Raw genomic sequence first — 21,651 nt, 5'->3', positions numbered from 1 at the left:
AGGTGGCATTATAGAGATTTCGATCACACTGGCAAGCCCTTTTTGAAGTTTTTCTCGTTTTTTTATTCATTCGATTAAAAAGAACTCAAAACGCCTCAAAAGTAGGCTTTTCTCTTACATCTCTTGTAGTTTCTTAGAGAATAAAGAGACTTTTTCCCAGTTTGTGTACTCAACTTCCTTGGTTGTATCCGTTTCTCCACCTGTCATATTCATAATGAATCGAATCATGGTTTTATCGAACCAGTTATAACGAGGATAATAGAGGGCTCCAGCAAACACACCGATCAAAGTGGGTTGCCACGGGGACTTAAGAAGGAACTTCTTAATATAGGCGCTACCTTCAGGAGTATCTTTGCCTTGGTCTTCTTTACGAGCCGTTAAGTTAACGCAAAAGAAAGCAACCTTATTTGATCGCAGCTGAGCAAGGTTGGCATCAATGAACTGATATAGCTTCTTATTGAGGTGCCCATAGCGAATAGATGCGCCAATCAAAACTCGGTCGTATTGAGCAAAGTCGACATTACCAATGGTGTGCAGATCTTGAAGCTCACATTCGAACTCATTCATTTCTTCTTTTATATAGTTCAAGATTTTCTTGGTCTGCCCTTCACGGCTTGAATACAAAAATAGAGCTTTTGCCACAATATGTCCTTAGCTACGCCAAAACGTAGGGGTCAATAAAATTAATAAGGTGAATATCTCTAAACGGCCAAACAGCATGGATACGATCAACACCCATTTAGCCTTGTCATTCACATCGCCGAAGTGCATTGCCACTTCACCTAAGCCTGGACCAAGGTTATTCAATGTTGCCGCTACAGCAGAGAAAGCACTCAGCTCATCCATCCCCGTAGCAATAAGAGCCAACATACAAACCACAAAAACCAATGCGTATGCAGAGAAGAAGCCCCAAACCGCATCAACGACACGTTGTGGTAGAGCCGAACCACCAACCTTGATGGTATAGACAGCACGCGGGTGGACAAGACGCTTCATTTCACGAGCACCCTGTAGAGTAAGTAGTAATATTCGAATGACTTTCATACCGCCACCCGTTGAACCTGCACACCCACCTATAAAAGAAGAGAACAGAAGCAGTACAGGTAAGAATAACGGCCATTCAGAAAAACCGGTGGTGGTGAAGCCTGCGGTTGTTGAAATTGATACTGTCTGGAACAACGCCTGATCGAAAGCATCATAATACGAATCGTAAGAGTGATGATTCAGTAGTAACAAGAAACAAACTAAGAACAGGACGACTTGAATAAAGATAAAAGCGCGGAACTCAGGATCTTTCCAGTAATACTTAGGATGCACACCACCTGAAGCAAATGCTGCAAAGTGCAGAGAATAGTTACACGCAGATATAAGAAGGAACACGACCGTAATCATATTGATAGCAGGGCTATTGAAATACCCCATACTCGCATCGTGAGTCGAGAAGCCACCAATCGCAATAGTTGAAAAGCTATGACTGATGGCATCAAAGAAACTCATGCCTGCAAGCCAAAACGCGACCGCACAAGCAATAGTTAAGCTTAAATAGATGTACCAGAGCGCTTTTGCCGTTTCAGCAATACGCGGAGTCATCTTGCTGTCTTTTACTGGACCCGGGATTTCAGCACGATATAGCTGCATACCACCGATACCCAGAACAGGAAGGATGGCTACCGCCAATACGATGATACCCATACCACCAAACCATTGCAGGAATTGGCGGTAAAATAGAATTGCTTTAGGTAAGTCATCGAGGCCAACAATTACGGTTGCACCTGTCGTTGTTAATGCAGAAAACGATTCGAAAAAGGCATCAGTAACGGAAACGCTCGGATTATCCGCGATCAAAAACGGCAGCGCACCAGCACTGCCGATTACCGTCCAGAACAACACCACAATGAGAAAGCCATCTCGCGCCTTCAATTCATGTTTATAGCGTCGGTTTGGAAACCAGCAAGTTGCTCCAAAAAATAATAGAACAAAGAAAGTCGTCACAAATGGCACACCCGCACCATCTCGATAGATCAGTGCGACGAGCGCAGGTGCGAGCATTGATACACTAAAAAGTGCTAATAATAATCCGACGATTCGAATAATTGAGCGAAATTGCATGAGCTATTGAACGAAGCGAAATGCTTCACACTTCCTAGTTGTCTTTGACTTTCGTTACCAGTGCCTTAGCACCGCTTTTATTGATCATGGTTTGGGTAAACGAATCTACCTGAAGGAGCTCTATTTCAATAATAAGCTCAACTTGCACACCATAATCCGCTTGGACTTCAACAGCCTGATGCTGAGCCATAATGGATTGCGCAATTGGCACAAAGCCATAGTCTAACTCTAGCCGTAATTTTGTGGTTATTTTTTTCTCGATAGTTTGAAGCAGCTTGAGAGCTTGTTGCACTCCACCACCGTAAGCCTTTACTAGGCCACCCGTTCCAAGCTTGATTCCGCCAGAATAACGAGTAACAACAGCTGTCAGTTCACCAACACCAGAACCAGACAGTTGCGCCAAGATAGGCTTACCCGCAGTACCAGATGGCTCTCCATCGTCACTAAAGCCCCATTGCATTGAGTCTTCAGGTCGCCCTACAGCAAAGCCCCAACAATTATGTCGCGCTGATGAATGCTCTTTTTTTACCTGTTCTACGAACTGTTTAGCAGCTTCTACACTTGGAGTATGAGCAAGATGAGTAATGAAGACGCTCTTCTTGATCTCTTCTTCAAACAGAGCCGACGCTGACGGTATTAAATAGGGCAGTTCATTCATATCGTTAACTTAATTAATAAGAGCGGCGAAGTGTATCACGCGTGAATAATAAGGGTTAGAGGATCTGTGCTATCGCACAATGTTAAACAATTGTTTAAAAAATGTATTGAAATTCACCAAGCAGAGGTACAGACTAGAACAACTGGTCTTACCAGGTATTCTACAATAATAGAAAGATAACAAGATTCTCTCAAACAATCGTGGATTGTATGTCATGGAGATAGACAATGATTTACCAAGCTAACACCTTACAGGTAAAGGAATTACAAGATGGTATTGCAGAACTTAGCTTCTGTGCTCCGGCCTCTGTAAACAAACTCGACCTTGCTACTTTAGAATCACTAGATAAAGCGTTAGATGCTCTTAATGCTCACGCTGGATTACGTGGTTTAATCTTAACTTCAAACAAAGACGCGTTCATCGTAGGCGCAGACATCACTGAATTTCTTGGCCTATTTGCTAAGCCAGAAGCAGAACTTGATGAATGGTTAAGATTCGCTAATTCAATTTTCAGCAAGCTCGAAGACCTTCCTGTCCCAACTCTTTCAATGATGCGTGGCCATGCCCTTGGCGGCGGCTGTGAATGTGTACTCGCTACCGATTTCCGTATCGGTGACAAGACCACCAGCATAGGCCTACCAGAAACCAAACTTGGCATCATGCCTGGCTTTGGTGGTTGTGTACGTCTGCCACGTGTTATCGGTGCTGACAGTGCAATGGAAATTATCACGCAAGGCAAAGCATACCGTGCAGATGAAGCACTTAAAGTTGGCTTGTTAGATGCGATTGTTGAAACAGACCAACTATTAGAATCAGCGATTAACACTGTTTCTCTAGCAGCCAATGAAAAACTCGATTGGCAGCTACGTCGTAAACAAAAAACATCAGCGCTTTCACTAAGCAAACTAGAAGCGATGATGAGCTTTACCATGGCTAAGGGCTTAGTGGCTCAAAAAGCAGGGCCTCATTACCCAGCACCAATCACTTCGGTGATTGCTATCGAAGAAGCAGCACGTAGCGATCGTGATGCTGCATTGGATATAGAGCGTAAACACTTCGTTAAGCTAGCAAAATCTGAAGAAGCGAAAGCATTGGTCGGCTTATTCCTTAATGACCAATACATCAAAGGCCTAGCGAAACAAGCTGGTAAGTCTGCGAATAAGGCAACTGAACGCGCAGCGGTGCTTGGTGCTGGCATCATGGGTGGCGGTATTGCTTACCAGTCAGCATTGAAAGGCGTGCCAGTGATGATGAAAGACATCGCACAAGCATCGCTTGATCTTGGTATGAACGAAGCTTCTAAGTTGTTGAATAAACGCTTATCACGCGGTCGCCTCGATGGATTCAAGATGGCTGGCATTCTGTCTTCTATTACTCCAAGCCTGCATTATGCAGGTGTTGAGCAATCAGATGTGATTGTGGAAGCGGTTGTAGAGAATCCTAAAGTAAAAGCAGCGGTACTGAGCGAAGTGGAAGGTTTGGTTGGTGAAGACACGGTTCTAACATCAAATACCTCAACAATTCCGATTAACCTGTTAGCGAAATCTTTGAAGCGCCCAGAGAACTTCTGTGGCATGCACTTCTTTAACCCAGTACACCGCATGCCTTTGGTTGAGATAATCCGTGGCGAGCATACTTCAGAAGAAACCATTAATCGCGTGGTTGCTTACGCAGCGAAGATGGGTAAATCTCCTATCGTTGTTAACGACTGCCCAGGCTTCTTCGTTAACCGTGTACTTTTCCCTTACTTTGGCGGTTTCAGCATGTTGCTACGTGATGGTGCTGACTTCACGAAGATCGATAAAGTCATGGAGCGTAAGTTCGGTTGGCCAATGGGCCCTGCTTACTTGCTAGACGTTGTAGGTTTAGACACAGCACACCATGCACAAGCAGTAATGGCGCAAGGTTTCCCAGAACGTATGGGTAAAGAAGGTCGTGATGCAATTGACGCACTTTACGTCGCTGAAAAATACGGCCAGAAGAACGGCAGCGGTTTCTACACATACAGCGTAGACAAACGTGGTCGCCCGAAGAAAACCTTCTCTGAAGACATTCTTCCTATTTTGGCTGACGTATGCCAACAGCCACAAGACTTTGATGACCAGACAATTATCCAACGTGTGATGATTCCTATGATCAACGAAGTGGTGCTTTGTTTAGAAGAAGGCATCATCGCGACACCGCAAGAAGCGGATATGGCACTGGTTTACGGTTTAGGCTTCCCTCCATTCAGAGGCGGCGTATTCCGCTACTTAGACAGTGTGGGTATTGGTAACTTCGTTGAAATGGCGAAGAGCTACCAAGACTTAGGTGCAATGTACCAAGTTCCTCAACTATTGCTTGATATGGCAGCGAAAGGCGAAAGCTTTTACGACGGCCAACAAGCCAGTTCTCTGTAACCCACATTTGGAAAAGGAATAGCAAAATGAATAATGTAGTTGTTGTTGATTGCCTTCGTACCCCAATGGGACGTTCCAAAGGTGGAGCTTTCCGTCACACTCGTGCTGAAGATCTATCGGCACATTTGATGAAAGGCATTTTAGAGCGCAACCCAGAAGTAAACCCTGTCGAAATTGAAGACATTTACTGGGGTTGTGTACAACAAACGCTAGAGCAAGGCTTCAACGTGGCTCGTAACGCCGCTTTGCTTGCTGGCCTACCGATTGAGATTGGTGCGGTAACGGTCAACCGTTTATGTGGTTCATCTATGCAAGCTTTGCATGATGCAACTCGCTCTATCATGGTTGGCGATGCTGAAATCTGCCTGATCGGTGGTGTCGAACACATGGGTCACGTACCAATGAACCATGGTGTTGATTTTCACCCTGGCATGTCTAAACACGTAGCGAAAGCTGCCGGTATGATGGGCCTAACCGCTGAGATGCTAGGCAAAATGCACGGTATTAGCCGTGAAGACCAAGATGCCTTCGCCGCTCGTTCACATGCTAGAGCACAAGCAGCAACAGTAGAAGGTCGTTTCAAGAACGAAATCCTACCAACCGAAGCTCACGCAGCAGACGGTTCACTGTTCACTCTGGATTACGACGAAGTCATTCGTCCAGAAACTACGGTTGAAGGCTTGTCTCAACTTCGCCCAGTATTCGACCCAGCAAACGGAACGGTAACAGCAGGTACTTCATCAGCACTGTCTGATGGTGCATCGGCAATGCTGATCATGAGCGAAGAGAAAGCCAACGCACTTGGCCTGAAGATTCGCGCTCGCGTGAAGTCGATGGCTATCGCTGGCTGCGATCCTTCAATCATGGGTTACGGCCCGGTACCAGCAACTCAAAAAGCACTGAAACGTGCAGGCCTAACCATCGAAGATATGGGTGTGATCGAGCTAAACGAAGCGTTTGCTGCTCAATCTCTTCCATGTGCTAAAGATCTCGGTCTATTGGATGTAGTTGACGAGAAAGTTAACCTTAACGGCGGTGCGATTGCTCTTGGTCACCCACTAGGCTGTTCTGGTTCTCGTATCTCGACGACGCTAATCAACCTGATGGAAGCGCAAGACGTGAAATACGGCTTGGCGACCATGTGTATTGGTTTAGGCCAAGGTATTGCAACGGTATTTGAACGCCCATAGCGATCACTGGTTGTAATACTTGTAGGGTAATCTTTTGTGCAGCTATATTTATATAGCTGCACTTTTTATTACTTGGCATCCAACAATGCATCGATTGCGTTCAGCGAACTCAGCGAGAGAAAAGCCAACACTGACATCTATGCACAAAACGCATATATTCAATGTTGATGTTTCATTATTTTTTCTCGGATGATTCAACTAAAGTTACTTCAGTTTCCTAATATTCCTCCTACGGAGCAGATCATGTTTAAAGCACTTGTACTAAACCAAGAAGACAAAAAAACTATCGCATCAGTTTATCAAATTGATGAGTCTCAATTACCAGAAGGTAACGTGAAGGTTGATGTGAGCTACTCTTCTTTGAACTACAAAGATGGTTTGGCGATAACAGGTAAAGGGCGCATTGTTCGCAACTTCCCTATGGTTCCTGGTATCGACCTTTCTGGTGTGGTTTCACAATCTGATGACCCGCGCTACAAAGCAGGCGACGAAGTTGTTCTGACGGGTTGGGGTGTTGGTGAAGGCCACTGGGGCGGTATGGCTGAGAAAGCGAGCCTAAATGGTGACTGGTTAGTGCCAATGCCTGCAGGTCTAGATGCGAAGAAAGTCATGGCGATTGGTACAGCTGGTTTCACAGCAATGCTTTGTGTGCAAGCTATCGTAGATGCAGGCATCAAACCAGAAGACGGTGAAATCCTAGTAACGGGTGCAAGTGGCGGCGTAGGCAGCGTGTCTATTACGCTACTAAACCAACTAGGCTACAAAGTAGCAGCGGTTACTGGCCGAGCTTCAGAAAATGGCGAGCTTCTAAAATCACTAGGTGCAACACGCATTGTAGAGCGTGCTGAATTAGAAGAACCGGCGAAACCACTTGAGAAACAACTGTGGGCTGGTGCTATCGATACAGTAGGTAGCAAGGTACTTGCTAAAGTATTGGCGCAAATTGATTACAACGGCGCGGTTGCAATGTGTGGCCTAGCCGGCGGCTTTGACTTACCAACTACGGTAATGCCATTCATTCTACGTAACGTTCGTCTACAAGGTGTGGATTCAGTAATGTGCCCTCGTGAAAAACGTATTAAAGCGTGGGAACAACTGGCTGAATTACTACCTGAGTCTTTCTACGGCCAAGCGACTAAAGAAGTGTCTTTAGATGGCGCAATTCAAGCTGCGGAAGACATCACTAACGGTCAAATCACTGGTCGCGTAGTTATTAAACTGTAATTGAAAATTAAACTTCCGTAACCCAGAATAACAAAGGGCTGATAGTAATCAGCCCTTTTGCGTTTTTGTCATTTGGATCGAGTAAACTAAAGCGAGATCTCAGTTAACCCAAACCTACATCCGCAATACGCTTCTGAATCAGCTCACCACATTCTTCTTTTACTACTCTTCTTAACCATTGTTGCGAGGCAGAAGAATCGCAACGCGAGTGCCAGATCAGTGAGTAATCAAACGGCATAAATTCAAATGGTAATGGCTTAACAACCAAGTCATAACGCTCCGCCACCAAATAAGCCAAATCAGCAGGCACAGTAATCACCAACGGCATTCTATCGACAATCGCCAATGCCGCTTCAAGGTGATAAGCACGCAACACCATTTTACGAGGCTGTTGATTGGCTAACGCGTTATCTAATAAAGCCTTAACACCATCACTGATCGCAATCATCGCGTGCGGGAGTGATACATAGTCTTCAAGGCTTAAAGGCTTATCGGCTAATGGGTGATTCTTAGATAACAGACACGACACACCGACCGGCCCCAATACCTCTTGATGAAGTGGTGCAATGCTGCCACTCGGGCGACAAATCGCCATATCGACACGTTCGGTGCTGAGCTGTTTAAACAAATGCTCATGCTGCAATGGTGCAAACTCCAAAGAGATGTTCGGCGCTTGCTCATAAATCTTCGGCAGAGCATAAGGCAAGATAGTTTGCATCGCGTAGTCAGTGGTCGCAATTAAAAAACGCTCACTGCAATAGTAAGGATCGAAATCACTCGGACTAAGCAACTGACGGAATGATTCTAAAGGCTGATCAATGCGCTGGCTGATCTCGAGAGCTTTCTTAGTGGGAATAAGGTGCTGACCTTGGCGTGTAAACAGGGGATCATTGAGTAGTTCTCTTAAGCGGCCTAATACTCGGCTGGTTGCCGACTGGCTTAGGTTAAGACGAAGCGCAGCTTGACTAACACTGCCCTCTTCAATCAATACCTTTAAGGCGACCAGTAAATTCAGGTCTCTACGATAGATGTCTTCTAATTCCACGCCACTTACCTAGCTGTATACAATTATCATTGGTCACTAAGTTGTTTATAGCATGCTTTAGATAAAAAAAATCCCGCAATTACGCGGGGAAGCCCAAGAAAATCTGGGGATAGTGTCGGAATGTTGTCGTATTGGAATTTGCTTGCTGTATTCAGGTTAGTGCTCTTGCTCCTCGGCTATGCCTTGCCAACGGCGCATCTCTACCCAAATACCAATAATCGTTGCTACTATGCCAAAAATTGGCATTAGAGAGGTCTCTGTCGATGAGCGTAGTACTAACGCACAAAAAGAAATAAAACAGAGAACTGAATAAATTGTTAATCTATCTAATCCTGTCAACATCGCCACTCCTTAGCTAGTTGCCTTTGATTTGAGTTGTTATCAACTTGTTAATTAAGTTATAGGAAATGGTTCCGTTTGCCAAGCACTTATTGCATATTTTTTCTGCAGACGTATTATTCACTCGTTAGATAGATATAGAGATACAAACCATGACATTCAAACCTGAACTGGCAACCCACACTTTAGAAGCTGAAGGCCTGCGTTGCCCAGAGCCAGTAATGATGGTCAGGAAGACAATTAGAAACATGCAGGATGGCGATGTGTTACTGGTAAAAGCTGACGATCCTTCGACAACTCGTGATATTCCGAGCTTTTGTCGATTCATGGATCACCAGTTGGTAGGCCAAGCGACAGAAACGTTGCCTTACCAGTATTTGATCAGAAAGGGATTGGAGGCGTAACGCCCCACCGACTATCAAGTATCAAAAAAGCCGCTCGTACCTTATGTTCTTCAACAGAACTCAGAGTACGAGCGGCTTTTTGTTTATTCGTTTCTAGATTTATTTTGCAGATGCTCAAGCTGATGCTGAATTTCTCGGATATCTTTTCGCATAGGAATAATATGCGCGACCCGAATCCAAGCTTCTACCGCAAGCCCGGTCATGATCATCGAACCAGCCACCATTGGTAGCCACATGTCCGTCAACACCATGCCTAGTAGTGTAAGTGCAAGACCAAAGGTAAATAGATAACTTTGGCTTTGTGGAGTAATACCCATATAACGCGTCAACATAATCATGCCCTCGTGTTCTTAACTCACAAGATTAAAATATCATGACAAGTATGACAGTTATATGTCCATTCGCTCGATAAACCCCACAATACTGTAAGAGTATGACCTACAACACATTACTCTACTGATTGAGTATAATAGGACTCAATACTACCGCTTAATAGAACGCTGCTGCGATAGCCAAACCCACGAACAACAAGGCTGTGATCTTGCGAATCAGGTCAAGTGGCATCTTATCTGCCGATAGCTTACCAATGATCACCACAGGCACATTCGCCAGCAACATACCAATGGTAGTACCGAGAATGACCCACGTTAATGCATCCGAATATTGAGCCCCTAGAATCGATGTCGCAATCTGAGTCTTATCACCGATCTCAGCAATGAAGAAAGCGATAAAACTGGCGACAAACGGCCCTCGGTTCGAGATCTGTTCATCGTCATCTAATTTATCCGGAATCAGAATCCAGCCTGCCATCGCAATGAAACTGACCACCAGCACCCACTTAAGTACCTCAGGAGATAAATAATCAGCGACCACAACACCTAGCCACGCAGCAAGGGCATGGTTGGCAATGGTGGCAAAGAAAATAGCCGCAATAATAGGTAGCGGTTTTCGATATCGGCTGGCTAATAAAAGGGATAACAACTGAGTCTTATCACCGATCTCGGCTAAGGCGACAGTTGTAATTGAAATTGCTAAAACGCTCACGACATGCTCATTTGGGATGAGGATTATTATATTTAACCAAAGACAAACCTCGCGCCCCATCCCGGTTCACGATGCTTGTCTAAGGTCTTGCTAAGCGCCACCAAGGTGGTGGTTGCCTCGAACGCCATGATGATTTTGCATCAATTATGTTGACGAACGAACTCATTCAATAGGATATGAATAAGTAAGCTACTCCCCAAAGACCGCGAGATTTTAATCACCCACGCTTTCAAACACAAGAGTCAAAGTTATCAAAATATCCACTTGTGCCGAAAAACAAACATTAAAGGCAAAAAAATCCACTAAACGACATTTTAGACCACTAATTAAACAAGATTACCCCTACTCGCTTTACCAATATCTCGGTATACTCAGAGGTTATTTTTATCATTCATTTAAAAGAATCGCGCGAACCTGACTATGCAAAAATACGATATCAAAACCTTCCAGGGAATGATCCTCGCGCTGCAGGATTACTGGGCACAAAACGGTTGTACCATTGTTCAACCACTAGATATGGAAGTAGGTGCTGGCACCTCTCACCCAATGACATGTCTACGTGCACTTGGCCCAGAGCCAATGTCTACGGCATACGTTCAACCTTCTCGTCGTCCGACTGATGGTCGTTACGGTGAAAACCCGAACCGCCTGCAGCACTACTATCAATTCCAAGTAGCTCTAAAACCTTCTCCAGATAACATCCAGGAGTTGTACTTAGGCTCGCTTGAAGTTCTTGGTGTCGACCCACTTGTTCACGATATTCGCTTCGTAGAAGACAACTGGGAAAACCCAACGTTAGGCGCATGGGGTCTTGGTTGGGAAGTATGGCTAAACGGTATGGAAGTGACTCAATTCACTTACTTCCAACAAGTTGGCGGTCTTGAGTGTAAGCCTGTAACGGGCGAGATCACTTACGGTATCGAGCGTCTAGCAATGTACATCCAAGAAGTAGACTCTGTTTACGACCTTGTATGGAACGTAGCACCAGACGGTTCTAACGTGACTTACGGTGATATCTTCCACCAAAATGAAGTTGAGCAATCAACATACAACTTCGAGCACGCAGACGTAGATTTCCTATTCACTTTCTTCGACCAGTGCGAAAAAGAGTGTAAAGAGCTACTTGAGCTTGAGAAGCCACTGCCGCTTCCAGCTTACGAGCGCATTCTGAAAGCAGGTCACGCATTCAACATCCTTGATGCGCGTAAAGCTATCTCTGTAACAGAGCGTCAACGTTACATCCTTCGTATCCGCAACCTGACTAAAGCTGTTGCAGAGGCGTACTACGCGTCACGTGAAGCGCTTGGCTTCCCAATGTGTAAGAAGGATAAATAATCATGGCGAAGAATTTTCTAATTGAACTAGGTACGGAAGAGCTTCCACCAACAGCACTTCGTTCTCTAGCAGAAGCCTTTGCTTCTAACTTTGAAGCGGGTCTTAAAACGGCTGAGCTTTCTCACGAAGGCATCAAGTGGTACGCAGCACCTCGTCGTCTAGCACTTAAAGTGACTGCACTGGCTGAAGGCCAAGCAGACAAAGTCGTTGAGAAGCGCGGTCCTGCAATTTCTGTCGCATTCGATGCGGAAGGCAACGCGACTAAAGCTGCACAAGGTTGGGCTCGTGGTAACGGTATTACTGTTGAGCAAGCTGACCGCCTGAAAACAGACAAAGGCGAGTGGCTTCTTTTCAAACAAGAAGTGGCTGGCAAACCTGTTCAAGAATTGGTGATGGACATCGCTGCGAAAGCTCTCGCTGGCCTACCAATTCCTAAAGCAATGCGCTGGGGTAACTCAGACATTCAATTTATCCGTCCAGTGAAAACACTGACAGTACTACTAGGTGATGAGCTTGTTGAAGGCAAAATCCTAGGCGTAGCTTCTGCTCGTACTATCCGTGGCCACCGTTTCATGGGCGAACAAGAGTTCACAATCGACTCTGCTGACCAATACCCTGCGATCTTAGAAGAGCGCGGTAAAGTAATGGCAGATTACGATGCGCGTAAAGCGATCATTCTTGCTGATGCTAAAAAAGCAGCAGACGCGGTTGGCGGTATTGCAGACCTAGAAGATGACCTTGTTGAAGAAGTTACCTCTTTGGTTGAATGGCCAGTGGTGCTTACTGCTAAGTTTGAGCAAGAGTTCCTAAAAGTACCTTCTGAAGCTTTGGTTTACACCATGAAAGGCGACCAGAAGTACTTCCCAGTGTATGACGCTGATAAAAATCTTCTGCCAAACTTCATCTTCGTTTCGAACATCGAGTCTAAAGAGCCTCGTCACGTAATCGAAGGTAACGAGAAGGTTGTACGTCCACGTCTTGCTGATGCTGAGTTCTTCTTCAACACAGACCGTAAGCGCCCGCTGATCGACCGTCTTGCTGAATTAGACCAAGCTATCTTCCAGAAGCAATTGGGTACTATCAAAGACAAAACCGACCGCATCACAGAACTTGCTGGCTACATCGCTGAGCAAATCGATGCTGACGTTGAAAAGTCTAAGCGTGCAGGCCTACTGGCTAAGTGTGACCTAATGACATCTATGGTATTCGAATTTACGGATACTCAAGGTGTGATGGGCATGCACTACGCGACTCACGATGGTGAAGACGAGCAAGTAGCACTAGCACTTTACGAGCAGTACATGCCTCGTTTCGCGGGTGACACACTGCCAAGCACTGGTATTTCATCAGCAGTAGCAATGGCAGACAAGCTAGACACTATCGTAGGTATCTTCGGTATTGGCCAAGCACCAAAAGGTTCTGACCCATTCGCTCTACGTCGTGCATCACTAGGTGTGCTACGTATCATCGTTGAAAACGGCTACAACCTAGACCTAACCGATCTAATCGGTAAAGCGAAAGAGCTACTAGGCGACAAGCTAACTAACGACAATGTTGAAGCTGACGTTATCGACTTCATGCTAGGTCGTTTCCGCGCATGGTACCAAGATGCTGGTTTCAGCGTTGATATCATCCAAGCGGTACTAGCACGTCGTCCAACTAAGCCAGCTGACTTTGACCAACGTGTTAAAGCGGTTTCTCACTTCCGTGAACTGGAAGCAGCAGAAGCACTAGCAGCAGCGAACAAGCGTGTAGGTAACATCCTTGCTAAATTCGATGGCGAGCTACCTGCTGAAATCGATCTTGCTCTTCTTCAAGAAGACGCAGAGAAAGCACTGGCTGAAAACGTTGAAGTAATGACAGAAGCATTAGAACCAGCATTCGCAACAGGCAACTACCAAGAAGCCCTAAGCAAGCTTGCTGATCTACGTGAACCTGTTGATGCATTCTTCGATAACGTAATGGTTATGGCTGATGACGAAGCGCTTAAGAAGAACCGTCTAACGCTACTGAACAACCTACGTAACCTGTTCCTACAGATTGCTGATATTTCTTTACTACAGAAGTAAAACCAATTTGGAATAAATATTAAGGGGGAAGCTTTGGCTTCTCCCTTTTTTTTATCCAAAGCTAGTGTAAGCTCTATCTGGTTGAATATTATTGTAGATAGGGATATTACATGCTGGTTGTTTTGGTTGAAGATAATGAAATATTGAATCACCACCTATCTTCTCAGCTCAGTGAGCAAGGACATACTGTCCATGCAGATAGAACAGCTTCTGCATGTTTACAAACGATTCAAAAACAGTCCAATACAGATGTGATGATCATTGACCTTGGCCTCCCTGACTTTGATGGCATTACGCTGATCAAGCAAATACGTCGTAAAGAAATTGCAGTCCCAATATTAATCTTAACCGCACGTGGCAACTGGCAAGATAAAGTAGAAGGGCTTAACTCCGGGGCTGATGATTACCTTACCAAGCCCTTCCAATTTGAAGAGCTACACGCTCGCCTTGAGGCGCTTGTTCGTCGCAATCAAGGGTTTTCCGCTTCCCAAATCAAAGCGCAATCGCTCACCTTAGACACTCAAGCCAAACGTATCAGTTACGATGACGCTCTGATTGAACTTACAGCCTTAGAATTTCAAATATTCGAGTACTTAATTCGCCATTGCTTACAAATCGTATCTAAACAACAAATCGCAGACTCCCTTTATGCGCAGGGTGAAAATGTTCAGCTAAACAATATTGAGGTTATCGTTTCACGCTTACGTAAAAAGTTAACGCAATACACTCAAGCTAAGCTGATCAGCACCATTCGCGGGCAAGGTTATCGTTTTGAACTAGAAGCCAAGTAGTATGAAAAGACTGTACAAAACTCAGTTCAGACGTCGGACATTCGCCGTTGCTGCTTCCATTATGATTTCAATGGTACTCACTAGCGCCTGGTTCTACTACAACAGTCAAAAACACCAACTTTTTGAGTACTACTCGAAAAATACCCTTCGAGAATTGCCTGCTGTAATCAATGAACTGCTGTCTTCTGGGGAAATACCGCCATTGACGGAGTGGGATAGGTTCTATGCGAAAGAGTCTCCCAACACTAGCGTCACTCTATGTGATCACAACAATCAACAAGTATGGACATCAGTAAATATTGAAAGACGAGCTAAGCTGCTATCAGAGATAGGCGTCAGCCAATCTCAAGTCAACGAACTGTGTCATGATCTAAATTTCCCCATAGATACTATTCGTTTGGTTGAAAGACCGAATGGCGCCGCTTTTATTGTCCACACAATTCTCTGGAAAGGTTTCCAGGAAAAAAAAGATGGCAGAGTTATCTTTACCCAAAGGGTCGAAGAGAAAATAGAACCCATACATCAGTTAAAATACACCGCGGTTGGAGTGTTAGTGGTTGCGCTTGCTTTGATCAGTGCTCTACTTTTGGTTTTTTATCGTATTAGTTTTGCGCCGTTTACTCGACTAGAGAATGAACTGAATGACATAAAGCAGGGTAAACAAAACCAATTAGCCCAGTCATACCCTGAAGATTTACATAGCGTCACCAGTGCATTGAACGAATTGCTATACCAACAAAAAGAAAATCAGGAGCGTTATAAGCGTTCTCTCAATGATCTCGCCCATAGTTTGAAGACTCGCGTGACAGTTTCTCAAGCATTACTTGATGAAGACTCATCCAAAACAAAGAATGACCAAATCAACCAACAACTGTTAGAAATGGATAGCTTAATTCAGGCACAACTCAAAAGGGCTTCGCTAGGCGTTAAAGGTATAACGACTTCATCGACACCGATAAAACCAATCCTCGACAGCCTAGTAGGCATGTTTACGAAAATCCATGCCGACAAAAAGATCCAATTCATCACTCAGTTTGACGACCAACAGACCGTGCCTCTTAATAAAGATGATCTTATGGAAGTGCTCGGTAACCTATTAGAAAATACTTATCGGTTCGCACAAACCTCTATCGAATTCAAAGCCACTCAAAGCGAACAGCAGATCCTGATTGAGATCTATAATGATGGGCCAGTAATAGATAACTCGATCAGCCAAACCTTATTTCAACGTGGCGTAAGAGCCGATCAGAAGACCCATGGTACAGGATTAGGTTTGGCGCTATGTGATGAGATACTCCATAGCTACAAAGGGACAATCTGGTTTGAGCAATCAGATAACCCATCCGTGGGTGTCGTTTTAAAAATACTGCTCCCAACAAGTTAAATTTGTAGGGCAGGGTTAAGAGTGAATATCAACCCTGCGATTGTTATGGCGACCGGATTCAGTCTCGTTACTCTGCACTGGGTTCGCCTCACCTTGTGAACTCACTGTCAGGTCTTCAATATTTACGCCTTGCTCTTTCAAATACCCAACAACAGCATTCGAGCGCTGCAAGCCTAAGCTTAAGTTGTAACTATCACTACCTTTTGAGTCGGTATTCCCCGTGACGATAAATTCGGGAGTTTGATGTTCAAGTTTAGCTATAAGGTTTAACAATAAATAACGAGATTTTTGATTCAGTTCATCGTCATCGAAATCAAAAGTCACGCGAGCCAACACCTCACGAGCCAACTTACCTTCTACAAATTTAGTTCGACTCAGTAAGTATTGTGCGCAATCAGCACTTTCTGATACTTGAGTTAACTTATCTTGAATCAGATTTTTAATCGCTTGATTAGCTGTGCTTGTGTTCACTTGCATGAACGGGCCTTGGTGATACATCACTTTCTTCCCCTGACCGATCGTTACCGTCTTCTCAAGTTCAGAGTCGCTCATATGGCAGTAATGATAAAGTAGTTCGTTAGTATCTGGTTTTAAAGGGGCTGCCAGTATAGAAAACGACAGAGTAAATAAAGACATAACAGATATAAGCGTTTTCATTTTTGCTCTCTTAATAATATTCAGTTAATAAAAAGGATGTCACATATCTCTATTGCGCTAAGTGACCCACTTCTTCCGTAATTAATCCCAAAATTTTATTGAGAATGTCTTCCTTGTTTTCAGCCTTATAAACATTATTTCGGCCAACGCAATTACGCAGACCCACGTTTTTATTAAGTTCATAATCGAAACCAATCACAGCCATGCGCGCGTTCATTCGTTCACCATCAGGTGTCATCATTCCTTGGCTTACCCCGCCAATTACCTCTATGTCATCATGCGTATTATCTGCCGAAACTTTGCCGCCGTTGACCATATTAAGAATGTTGCTACACATACCTTTCGACACAAGCTTATTGGTTTGCCCTGCGTAGTGATTCCAATCTTCCCCATCAGACAGAATAATGATCAGCTGCTTTTGGTTCTTCGACATTGAAGTCACAATTTGCCCTGCACGAATAATGCCTTGCAGTGAAGCAGTGCCTCCCCCAGCTTTGAATTTCTTGACCGTTTTAGTGAAGGATGAAAAATCGGTGGTAAAATAGAGGTCGTAGAACCGTGCATCATCATCGCCATTAGGCACACGCGAGGCTTCTCCTTTAACGATAAATTGTTGAGCTATCGTTTTGTTAAAATTCACCGTATCGTCTTTATCGTATTCACCTTCTCTTGAAACTACCCGCTGATCACGAACCACTAAGTTATCATTCTTATCTTTATTGATGGTTCGGCGATTAAAACCGGTAAGTGCAACCCGATGAGGGTGCTCTGGATATAGATCGTTATACGCGCCGAGTTCATCAGCCACATCTTCAATAATGTCTTTCAGATCATTTAGCTTAGAATGCCGACCACCACTCCACGAGTCATTCATAGATTCTGAAAAATCGACGATAAAAGTAATGTCTATCGGCTGGCTTTGATAGCGTCGTGCTTTCGATGATCCCGTCACATTGAAGCTATCACCAAAGCCAGAAATCACATCGTTACCAGGAAACCAGGACTTGTGCAGTGTTTGACCCGCAACACGATATTCAAAGTAGCGTGCTTCGCCTCTTTCCGTAGCAGCAACACATTCAGGTATCTCATCACACCCTAGCTTCTTAACTTCAATATCTAGGATCGAGTCCATGTCATATAGATAATGCTGAATATAGCGCTCCGCCAATTGGTGGTCTTGCTCATCTTTTGCTGATACCGCTAGAACAGCCGCTTCTGAAGCTTCCTTAATCGAGCTTTGGTTTGTAATGCGCGGGCACCATCAGAACCAAGCATAAACACTCCAAACAAAGCTGGGATCATCATGGCAAACAGCATAGCTGCATGGCCAGACTGCTTACGCATAGCGTGTCTCATAGCCTTTCTCTTCGCTCTACCTGCCGATCACGACAGAATCAGACATCACGTGAGTAAACTCACGCCCCAAAATACCACCAATCCAATTATCCGATTCATAACAAACCGTCACTCGGTACAGGGGCATTTCTCGACCTCGGTTAGTCACTACCGTCATGGACTCTAATGAATCAATGGTTTGCTTTATTCTGCAGGCAACGACACCGCGTTTTTCACTGATCGCGGGGTTGGGGGTACCCACTTGTTTGAAGCTCAACTCTTCCACCAACAACCCATAGTGTTCCCGTTCAAAATGACCAAAGGTACGCAGTAAGGAATGCTGAGCAATGATATCGATATCATCGACTTCTTTAGTTGTAAGCTGATAATCAGTATCATAAAGTTGGGTTCTCTCTTTAAGTACATTGACCAGTGAATAAGAGAGTCGATCGAGTTTTCCTTTCAATGAAAGCTTGATGATCACGTCACCACTGAAAGCAATCAATAAGCTGAAAAATACAGCGACCATGGCAAACTCAATACTAAAAACCCCCTGCTGCTTACTCTTCAAATTCCCATGCTTTAGGGTTCTAAATTTCAAATTTTGACCTTTCATATTCCTGCACAACAATCATCTCTCTGCTCATTAAATTCTGAGTCGTGAAGAAGTAGCTAAAGATAGGTGAAAAACGGTAGTTAATTCGATAAATGGCAAGCGCAGCATTATCAGCATCACCGCATTCTTTGAATTTCTGATTACCCAAAATACTGCACTGGTCGGTAATACTGGCTAGATCATTCAGGCTTTGAGAGTAATGAATCGTGACTTGAAAATTGTCGCCGTCGACTACCTGATTCCAAATACTGCCTTCTCGGTGCAAAACCTTATCTACCGTATCGAGATAATTTCCTGAGCCCTTTTTAGCTGTGCGAGCCACTTCTGAAATCGCCAAGTCGTTGATCGCCGAAATGTACGAGATATAGCTCATCTCAACCCACGCCATACACATCAACCAAAAAGCAAAAAAGCCCACCGCAAACTCTATGCTCGCGACACCCTTTTGCTTATATCGCATTACCCGCCTCCGATAACGAAAGACCACTGACTGCCAGCGTTTGGCTCTCTAATGAATAAGGAGTGTGGTGGCGCAACGCCTGATAAATTTTTTGGATTTGGTGCTTGCTGTATCTTTCACTCAACACACTTTCGACAAACGGGTAGTGGCCCAACTTAGCCATACTCAACGTCAAGTTTGCCATCATCTGTTCGTTCATCTGACCGCGCTTATACAATGGTAATAAACGCTCCATAGCTGCTTGATAATGCTCTTGCGTAATATCGAGCACAGCCAAATTATTATTCACGGATACCGAGTCATAAAAATGCTCGCGCGCGCGTTCAAAATACCGACGAGATAGATCAAACTGATAGCTGTAACCATAAAACGTTCCCAGTAAATTCTCGGCTGCCGCATGTGTAGCATTTTCCACTAATACTTGTTTAGCACTACTGATCGCTGCTGGGTACTGACCTAATTCACCGTATGCTTTCGCTTGCATCAATAAACTGTTCACACTGGGTTGTGATTTTTGAGTAACAGGCGCAATGTAAAACAGAGCCGACTCAGCATCGCCCATAGCTAAATATGTATTCGAGAGTTTTTCTCTCACTTCATCAGCGTCGTATTGCTGCAGCTGATTTTTATACAAACGGGTTAACTGAACGTAATTATGTGTTTTTTGATAGATCGCCTCTTTTGACTCATCTTTCTGCCAACTCGCTTGAGTTGAACTGCATGCCGCCAACATTAAAACTAACGTTAGCGCGATTATTTTCTTAAACATTAAGCATCATCCTCATTACCCCCGGAGCGGCAATTACGAATACAATTGGGATCAAGATAAACACGATCAGTGGAATCGACATCTTGGCAGCTAACTTCCCTATTTCTTCTTCCAGCTCTAGCATTTGCACTTCTCGAATATCGCCTGCCAACGTCGTTAACACGTTATAAATCGAGGATCCATGTTGAATGCTCTGCGTCAGCGTCATCACAAAACTACGAACTTCTGGTGATGGAACCTTGCGATACAACTCCTCTAAGGCATTTTCCATTCCGACCAAACGAGCCCGTTGGTTTGTCACCTCCAACAAGCTAGAAAGCTCTTTATCAAAGCTTTTCATTTCAATGGAGAGGTATTTCATTGATGCTTCGATTGTCATGCCGGTTTGGACGCAAATCGCCATTAGGTCAATCAGGTACGGCATTTGACGAGAGATTCGACGTTGACGGTTTTTAGCCATCGAGCTCAAGACTAGGTCAGGTATCACAATAACCACCATAGCCCACCCCGCAGCTATCGCGATCCATGATTCAGACGAAACCTCAAAAAACCAACACACGCCTGCAACAACCACTTGCCCGATAAACAACGCACTGTACTTCAGTGGCATAAACCATTGAGCCCACCGGATGTCACTCACGCCTGCATTAGCAAAGCGCACTGCAATATCACTTTCGGAGGTGACGAAAATAGTCGACATGGGCGTCAACCAACGATTCAGTTTTATTTCTGCCTCTTTTGACTGATCGGCCAATCGATGATGTTTCGCTAAGGCTGCGATACGGTGTTTTTTCTGAGTACACACGACTAACCAATAAAATATGAGCAACAAGCCAAATGCTACGCCGGCCCAGGCGAAAAATAACCCAACGTTCGAGAAGTTTATTGAAGAAGCCATTACTTCACCTTTTTCATTAACGCCCAGATGATCAGCATGCCGATACTTTCACTTGTGATGAGGTAGTAAAGAATCGGTCTCCCTTCTGGGTGGTGCATTACGAACTCAAAATTTTCAGGACTAAGAAACTGCAAAATAAACAGAAAGAAGAATGGTGTTGCTCCTACAATTTTTGCGGAGATACGAGCCTCTGAAGTAAGAGCAAACTTTTTTCTTTCTACAGCTCTCGCTTCGAACATTTGTCGATTCAGACGTGACATCACCTCTTTTAATTGCCCCCCTCTTTGCATGTTAGCTCGCAAGGTAATGACAAAAAAATGAAACGACGGATACGGAAAGCGACGACAATATTTACGAAACACATCATCAATCGGCTCGCCTAAATTGAGGCGCTCGCTCATCAGCTTAAACTCTTTACCTACCTCACCTTCAAGTTTCTTCCCTACATACCCAATGCCTCGCCCTATGCTTTCACCCGCACTAAGGGAACTTGCCAGCATGTTCAACGCATCAGGGAAGGTTTCTTCAAAGCGTTTTTTCTCTCGTTTCTGTAAATGGAGATAACCCAAAAACCAAGCGGTAATGAGAGTCAAAGGCAAAATTTCGAACCAAGGTAAGCGCAGTGACATTTGATTAAGAGTGCCGATCGCAAGCAGTGCTACAACAGAAAAAATGACGACCTTACCTAATGCCATTTTTCCAAGTTGGCGCTGTAAGTTATCCCAACGCACATGAAGTTTCTGTTTGAAGTTACGATCAGAAAGACTGGCAAAATTAACCGCTTGTTGCGTAAAACTCAGATCGCTTTTCAGATTACCTTTCGCTTGCTGTGATAAATACTCATCAACAGAAGGAGCTCTATTCGGCTTAAGCGCTACAATCATGAGTATTGCCCCACCCAAAATAATCAACCAATACATGTCTC

Annotated in this window: 21 protein-coding genes, 1 pseudogene and 1 riboswitch; of the genes and pseudogenes, 8 read left to right on the top strand and 14 right to left on the bottom strand. The window is 44.4% G+C overall.

The window, feature by feature from the left end:
- Positions 1 to 114: 114 nt before the first annotated feature.
- From hemG to AB6D80_RS05055, 3 genes are read right to left on the bottom strand one after another with little or no spacing between them, the layout of a single operon-like run.
- Positions 115 to 642: a menaquinone-dependent protoporphyrinogen IX dehydrogenase gene (hemG, locus tag AB6D80_RS05065; RefSeq protein ID WP_269337150.1), complete on the bottom strand. Its 528-nt coding sequence runs from the start codon at positions 640 to 642 to the stop codon at positions 115 to 117.
- Between the two features lie 9 nt (positions 643 to 651).
- Entirely contained in the window at positions 652 to 2,109 is a 1,458-nt protein-coding gene (locus AB6D80_RS05060; RefSeq protein WP_009848169.1) for a TrkH family potassium uptake protein, read from the bottom strand.
- Positions 2,110 to 2,143: 34 nt separating this feature from the next.
- Positions 2,144 to 2,767, bottom strand: a complete 624-nt coding sequence (locus tag AB6D80_RS05055; RefSeq protein ID WP_371702000.1) for a YigZ family protein — start codon at positions 2,765 to 2,767, stop codon at positions 2,144 to 2,146.
- Positions 2,768 to 2,994: 227 nt separating this feature from the next.
- Here AB6D80_RS05055 and fadB point away from each other — a divergent pair, with 227 nt between their 5' ends.
- From fadB to AB6D80_RS05040, 3 genes are all read left to right on the top strand, one after another.
- Positions 2,995 to 5,166, top strand: a complete 2,172-nt coding sequence (gene fadB, locus AB6D80_RS05050) for a fatty acid oxidation complex subunit alpha FadB (protein WP_371702002.1) — start codon at positions 2,995 to 2,997, stop codon at positions 5,164 to 5,166.
- Positions 5,167 to 5,192: 26 nt separating this feature from the next.
- A complete protein-coding gene (gene fadA / locus AB6D80_RS05045) occupies positions 5,193 to 6,356 on the top strand; it encodes an acetyl-CoA C-acyltransferase FadA (RefSeq protein ID WP_009848166.1) in 1,164 nt (387 codons plus the stop codon).
- 243 nt (positions 6,357 to 6,599) lie between these two features.
- Positions 6,600 to 7,580 carry an MDR family oxidoreductase gene (locus tag AB6D80_RS05040; protein WP_372187905.1) on the top strand — a complete coding sequence of 327 codons (981 nt, stop codon included), beginning with the start codon at positions 6,600 to 6,602 and terminating at the stop codon, positions 7,578 to 7,580.
- A 103-nt stretch (positions 7,581 to 7,683) separates the two neighbouring features.
- On the opposite strand, the gene AB6D80_RS05035 is transcribed toward AB6D80_RS05040, so the two are convergent.
- Both AB6D80_RS05035 and AB6D80_RS05030 read right to left on the bottom strand, forming a co-directional pair.
- Positions 7,684 to 8,625, bottom strand: a complete 942-nt coding sequence (locus AB6D80_RS05035) for a LysR family transcriptional regulator (RefSeq protein WP_012602956.1) — start codon at positions 8,623 to 8,625, stop codon at positions 7,684 to 7,686.
- Positions 8,626 to 8,781: 156 nt separating this feature from the next.
- Entirely contained in the window at positions 8,782 to 8,967 is a 186-nt protein-coding gene (locus AB6D80_RS05030; protein WP_004736674.1) for a hypothetical protein, read from the bottom strand.
- A 149-nt stretch (positions 8,968 to 9,116) separates the two neighbouring features.
- On the opposite strand from AB6D80_RS05030, the gene tusA reads away from it, so the two are divergent.
- The gene (tusA, locus tag AB6D80_RS05025) at positions 9,117 to 9,368 is read left to right on the top strand and encodes a sulfurtransferase TusA (protein ID WP_004736675.1); all 252 of its coding nucleotides are present in this window, start codon (positions 9,117 to 9,119) and stop codon (positions 9,366 to 9,368) included.
- 83 nt (positions 9,369 to 9,451) lie between these two features.
- Here the strand turns inward: tusA and AB6D80_RS05020 are convergent, their stop codons facing one another.
- Together AB6D80_RS05020 and AB6D80_RS05015 are read right to left on the bottom strand one after the other, a co-directional pair.
- The gene (locus tag AB6D80_RS05020; RefSeq protein WP_004736676.1) at positions 9,452 to 9,706 is read right to left on the bottom strand and encodes a hypothetical protein; all 255 of its coding nucleotides are present in this window, start codon (positions 9,704 to 9,706) and stop codon (positions 9,452 to 9,454) included.
- A 151-nt stretch (positions 9,707 to 9,857) separates the two neighbouring features.
- Entirely contained in the window at positions 9,858 to 10,412 is a 555-nt protein-coding gene (locus AB6D80_RS05015; RefSeq protein WP_009848160.1) for a TMEM165/GDT1 family protein, read from the bottom strand.
- A gap of 34 nt (positions 10,413 to 10,446) precedes the next feature.
- Positions 10,447 to 10,622: riboswitch (yybP-ykoY riboswitch) on the bottom strand.
- A 210-nt stretch (positions 10,623 to 10,832) separates the two neighbouring features.
- Between AB6D80_RS05015 and glyQ the strand changes: the two genes are divergently transcribed.
- From glyQ to AB6D80_RS04995, 4 genes are all read left to right on the top strand, one after another.
- The gene (gene glyQ / locus AB6D80_RS05010; RefSeq protein ID WP_009848159.1) at positions 10,833 to 11,747 is read left to right on the top strand and encodes a glycine--tRNA ligase subunit alpha; all 915 of its coding nucleotides are present in this window, start codon (positions 10,833 to 10,835) and stop codon (positions 11,745 to 11,747) included.
- 2 nt (positions 11,748 to 11,749) lie between these two features.
- A complete protein-coding gene (glyS, locus tag AB6D80_RS05005; RefSeq protein ID WP_017099659.1) occupies positions 11,750 to 13,816 on the top strand; it encodes a glycine--tRNA ligase subunit beta in 2,067 nt (688 codons plus the stop codon).
- A gap of 110 nt (positions 13,817 to 13,926) precedes the next feature.
- Entirely contained in the window at positions 13,927 to 14,607 is a 681-nt protein-coding gene (locus AB6D80_RS05000) for a response regulator transcription factor (RefSeq protein ID WP_009848157.1), read from the top strand.
- 1 nt (position 14,608) lies between these two features.
- On the top strand, positions 14,609 to 15,991 hold the full coding sequence (locus AB6D80_RS04995; RefSeq protein ID WP_017099660.1) for a sensor histidine kinase: 1,383 nt from the start codon (positions 14,609 to 14,611) through the stop codon (positions 15,989 to 15,991).
- A gap of 15 nt (positions 15,992 to 16,006) precedes the next feature.
- On the opposite strand, the gene AB6D80_RS04990 is transcribed toward AB6D80_RS04995, so the two are convergent.
- From AB6D80_RS04990 to AB6D80_RS04955, 7 genes and pseudogenes are all read right to left on the bottom strand, one after another.
- Positions 16,007 to 16,648 carry an OmpA family protein gene (locus AB6D80_RS04990; RefSeq protein WP_017099661.1) on the bottom strand — a complete coding sequence of 214 codons (642 nt, stop codon included), beginning with the start codon at positions 16,646 to 16,648 and terminating at the stop codon, positions 16,007 to 16,009.
- 49 nt (positions 16,649 to 16,697) lie between these two features.
- Positions 16,698 to 18,004, bottom strand: a pseudogene (locus AB6D80_RS04985) (hypothetical protein).
- 16 nt (positions 18,005 to 18,020) lie between these two features.
- Positions 18,021 to 18,599: a tight adherence pilus pseudopilin TadF gene (gene tadF, locus AB6D80_RS04975; RefSeq protein ID WP_009848153.1), complete on the bottom strand. Its 579-nt coding sequence runs from the start codon at positions 18,597 to 18,599 to the stop codon at positions 18,021 to 18,023.
- On the bottom strand, positions 18,574 to 19,059 hold the full coding sequence (locus AB6D80_RS04970; protein WP_372064230.1) for a TadE/TadG family type IV pilus assembly protein: 486 nt from the start codon (positions 19,057 to 19,059) through the stop codon (positions 18,574 to 18,576). Before AB6D80_RS04970 ends, tadF begins: the two co-directional genes overlap by 26 nt.
- Positions 19,049 to 19,828: a tetratricopeptide repeat protein gene (locus AB6D80_RS04965; RefSeq protein ID WP_372187900.1), complete on the bottom strand. Its 780-nt coding sequence runs from the start codon at positions 19,826 to 19,828 to the stop codon at positions 19,049 to 19,051. The genes AB6D80_RS04970 and AB6D80_RS04965 overlap by 11 nt, the downstream gene beginning before the upstream one ends.
- Positions 19,821 to 20,726, bottom strand: a complete 906-nt coding sequence (locus AB6D80_RS04960) for a type II secretion system F family protein (RefSeq protein WP_372187898.1) — start codon at positions 20,724 to 20,726, stop codon at positions 19,821 to 19,823. The genes AB6D80_RS04965 and AB6D80_RS04960 overlap by 8 nt, the downstream gene beginning before the upstream one ends.
- Positions 20,726 to 21,646: a type II secretion system F family protein gene (locus AB6D80_RS04955; RefSeq protein ID WP_372064224.1), complete on the bottom strand. Its 921-nt coding sequence runs from the start codon at positions 21,644 to 21,646 to the stop codon at positions 20,726 to 20,728. The genes AB6D80_RS04960 and AB6D80_RS04955 overlap by 1 nt, the downstream gene beginning before the upstream one ends.
- Positions 21,647 to 21,651: the final 5 nt, after the last annotated feature.

It is taken from the genome of Vibrio sp. 10N.247.310.17 (assembly GCF_041466605.1).
Lineage (GTDB): Bacteria > Pseudomonadota > Gammaproteobacteria > Enterobacterales > Vibrionaceae > Vibrio > Vibrio tasmaniensis_A.
The sequence above is the reverse complement of the archived record's forward strand: the minus strand, read 5'-3'. Positions and strand labels throughout refer to the sequence as shown.

Excerpts from the sequence above, each read along its gene's own strand:
- AB6D80_RS05060 (WP_009848169.1), bottom strand. The coding sequence starts at position 2,109 with ATGCAATTTCGCTCAATTATTCGAATCGTCGGATTATTATTAGCACTT.
- AB6D80_RS05055 (WP_371702000.1), bottom strand. The coding sequence starts at position 2,767 with ATGAATGAACTGCCCTATTTAATACCGTCAGCGTCGGCTCTGTTTGAA.
- fadB (WP_371702002.1), top strand. The coding sequence starts at position 2,995 with ATGATTTACCAAGCTAACACCTTACAGGTAAAGGAATTACAAGATGGT.
- fadA (WP_009848166.1), top strand. The coding sequence starts at position 5,193 with ATGAATAATGTAGTTGTTGTTGATTGCCTTCGTACCCCAATGGGACGT.
- AB6D80_RS05040 (WP_372187905.1), top strand. The coding sequence starts at position 6,600 with ATGTTTAAAGCACTTGTACTAAACCAAGAAGACAAAAAAACTATCGCA.
- AB6D80_RS05030 (WP_004736674.1), bottom strand. The coding sequence starts at position 8,967 with ATGTTGACAGGATTAGATAGATTAACAATTTATTCAGTTCTCTGTTTT.
- tusA (WP_004736675.1), top strand. The coding sequence starts at position 9,117 with ATGACATTCAAACCTGAACTGGCAACCCACACTTTAGAAGCTGAAGGC.
- AB6D80_RS05020 (WP_004736676.1), bottom strand. The coding sequence starts at position 9,706 with ATGATTATGTTGACGCGTTATATGGGTATTACTCCACAAAGCCAAAGT.
- glyQ (WP_009848159.1), top strand. The coding sequence starts at position 10,833 with ATGCAAAAATACGATATCAAAACCTTCCAGGGAATGATCCTCGCGCTG.
- glyS (WP_017099659.1), top strand. The coding sequence starts at position 11,750 with ATGGCGAAGAATTTTCTAATTGAACTAGGTACGGAAGAGCTTCCACCA.
- AB6D80_RS05000 (WP_009848157.1), top strand. The coding sequence starts at position 13,927 with ATGCTGGTTGTTTTGGTTGAAGATAATGAAATATTGAATCACCACCTA.
- AB6D80_RS04995 (WP_017099660.1), top strand. The coding sequence starts at position 14,609 with ATGAAAAGACTGTACAAAACTCAGTTCAGACGTCGGACATTCGCCGTT.
- AB6D80_RS04990 (WP_017099661.1), bottom strand. The coding sequence starts at position 16,648 with ATGAAAACGCTTATATCTGTTATGTCTTTATTTACTCTGTCGTTTTCT.
- tadF (WP_009848153.1), bottom strand. The coding sequence starts at position 18,599 with ATGAAAGGTCAAAATTTGAAATTTAGAACCCTAAAGCATGGGAATTTG.
- AB6D80_RS04970 (WP_372064230.1), bottom strand. The coding sequence starts at position 19,059 with ATGCGATATAAGCAAAAGGGTGTCGCGAGCATAGAGTTTGCGGTGGGC.
- AB6D80_RS04965 (WP_372187900.1), bottom strand. The coding sequence starts at position 19,828 with ATGTTTAAGAAAATAATCGCGCTAACGTTAGTTTTAATGTTGGCGGCA.
- AB6D80_RS04960 (WP_372187898.1), bottom strand. The coding sequence starts at position 20,726 with ATGGCTTCTTCAATAAACTTCTCGAACGTTGGGTTATTTTTCGCCTGG.
- AB6D80_RS04955 (WP_372064224.1), bottom strand. The coding sequence starts at position 21,646 with ATGTATTGGTTGATTATTTTGGGTGGGGCAATACTCATGATTGTAGCG.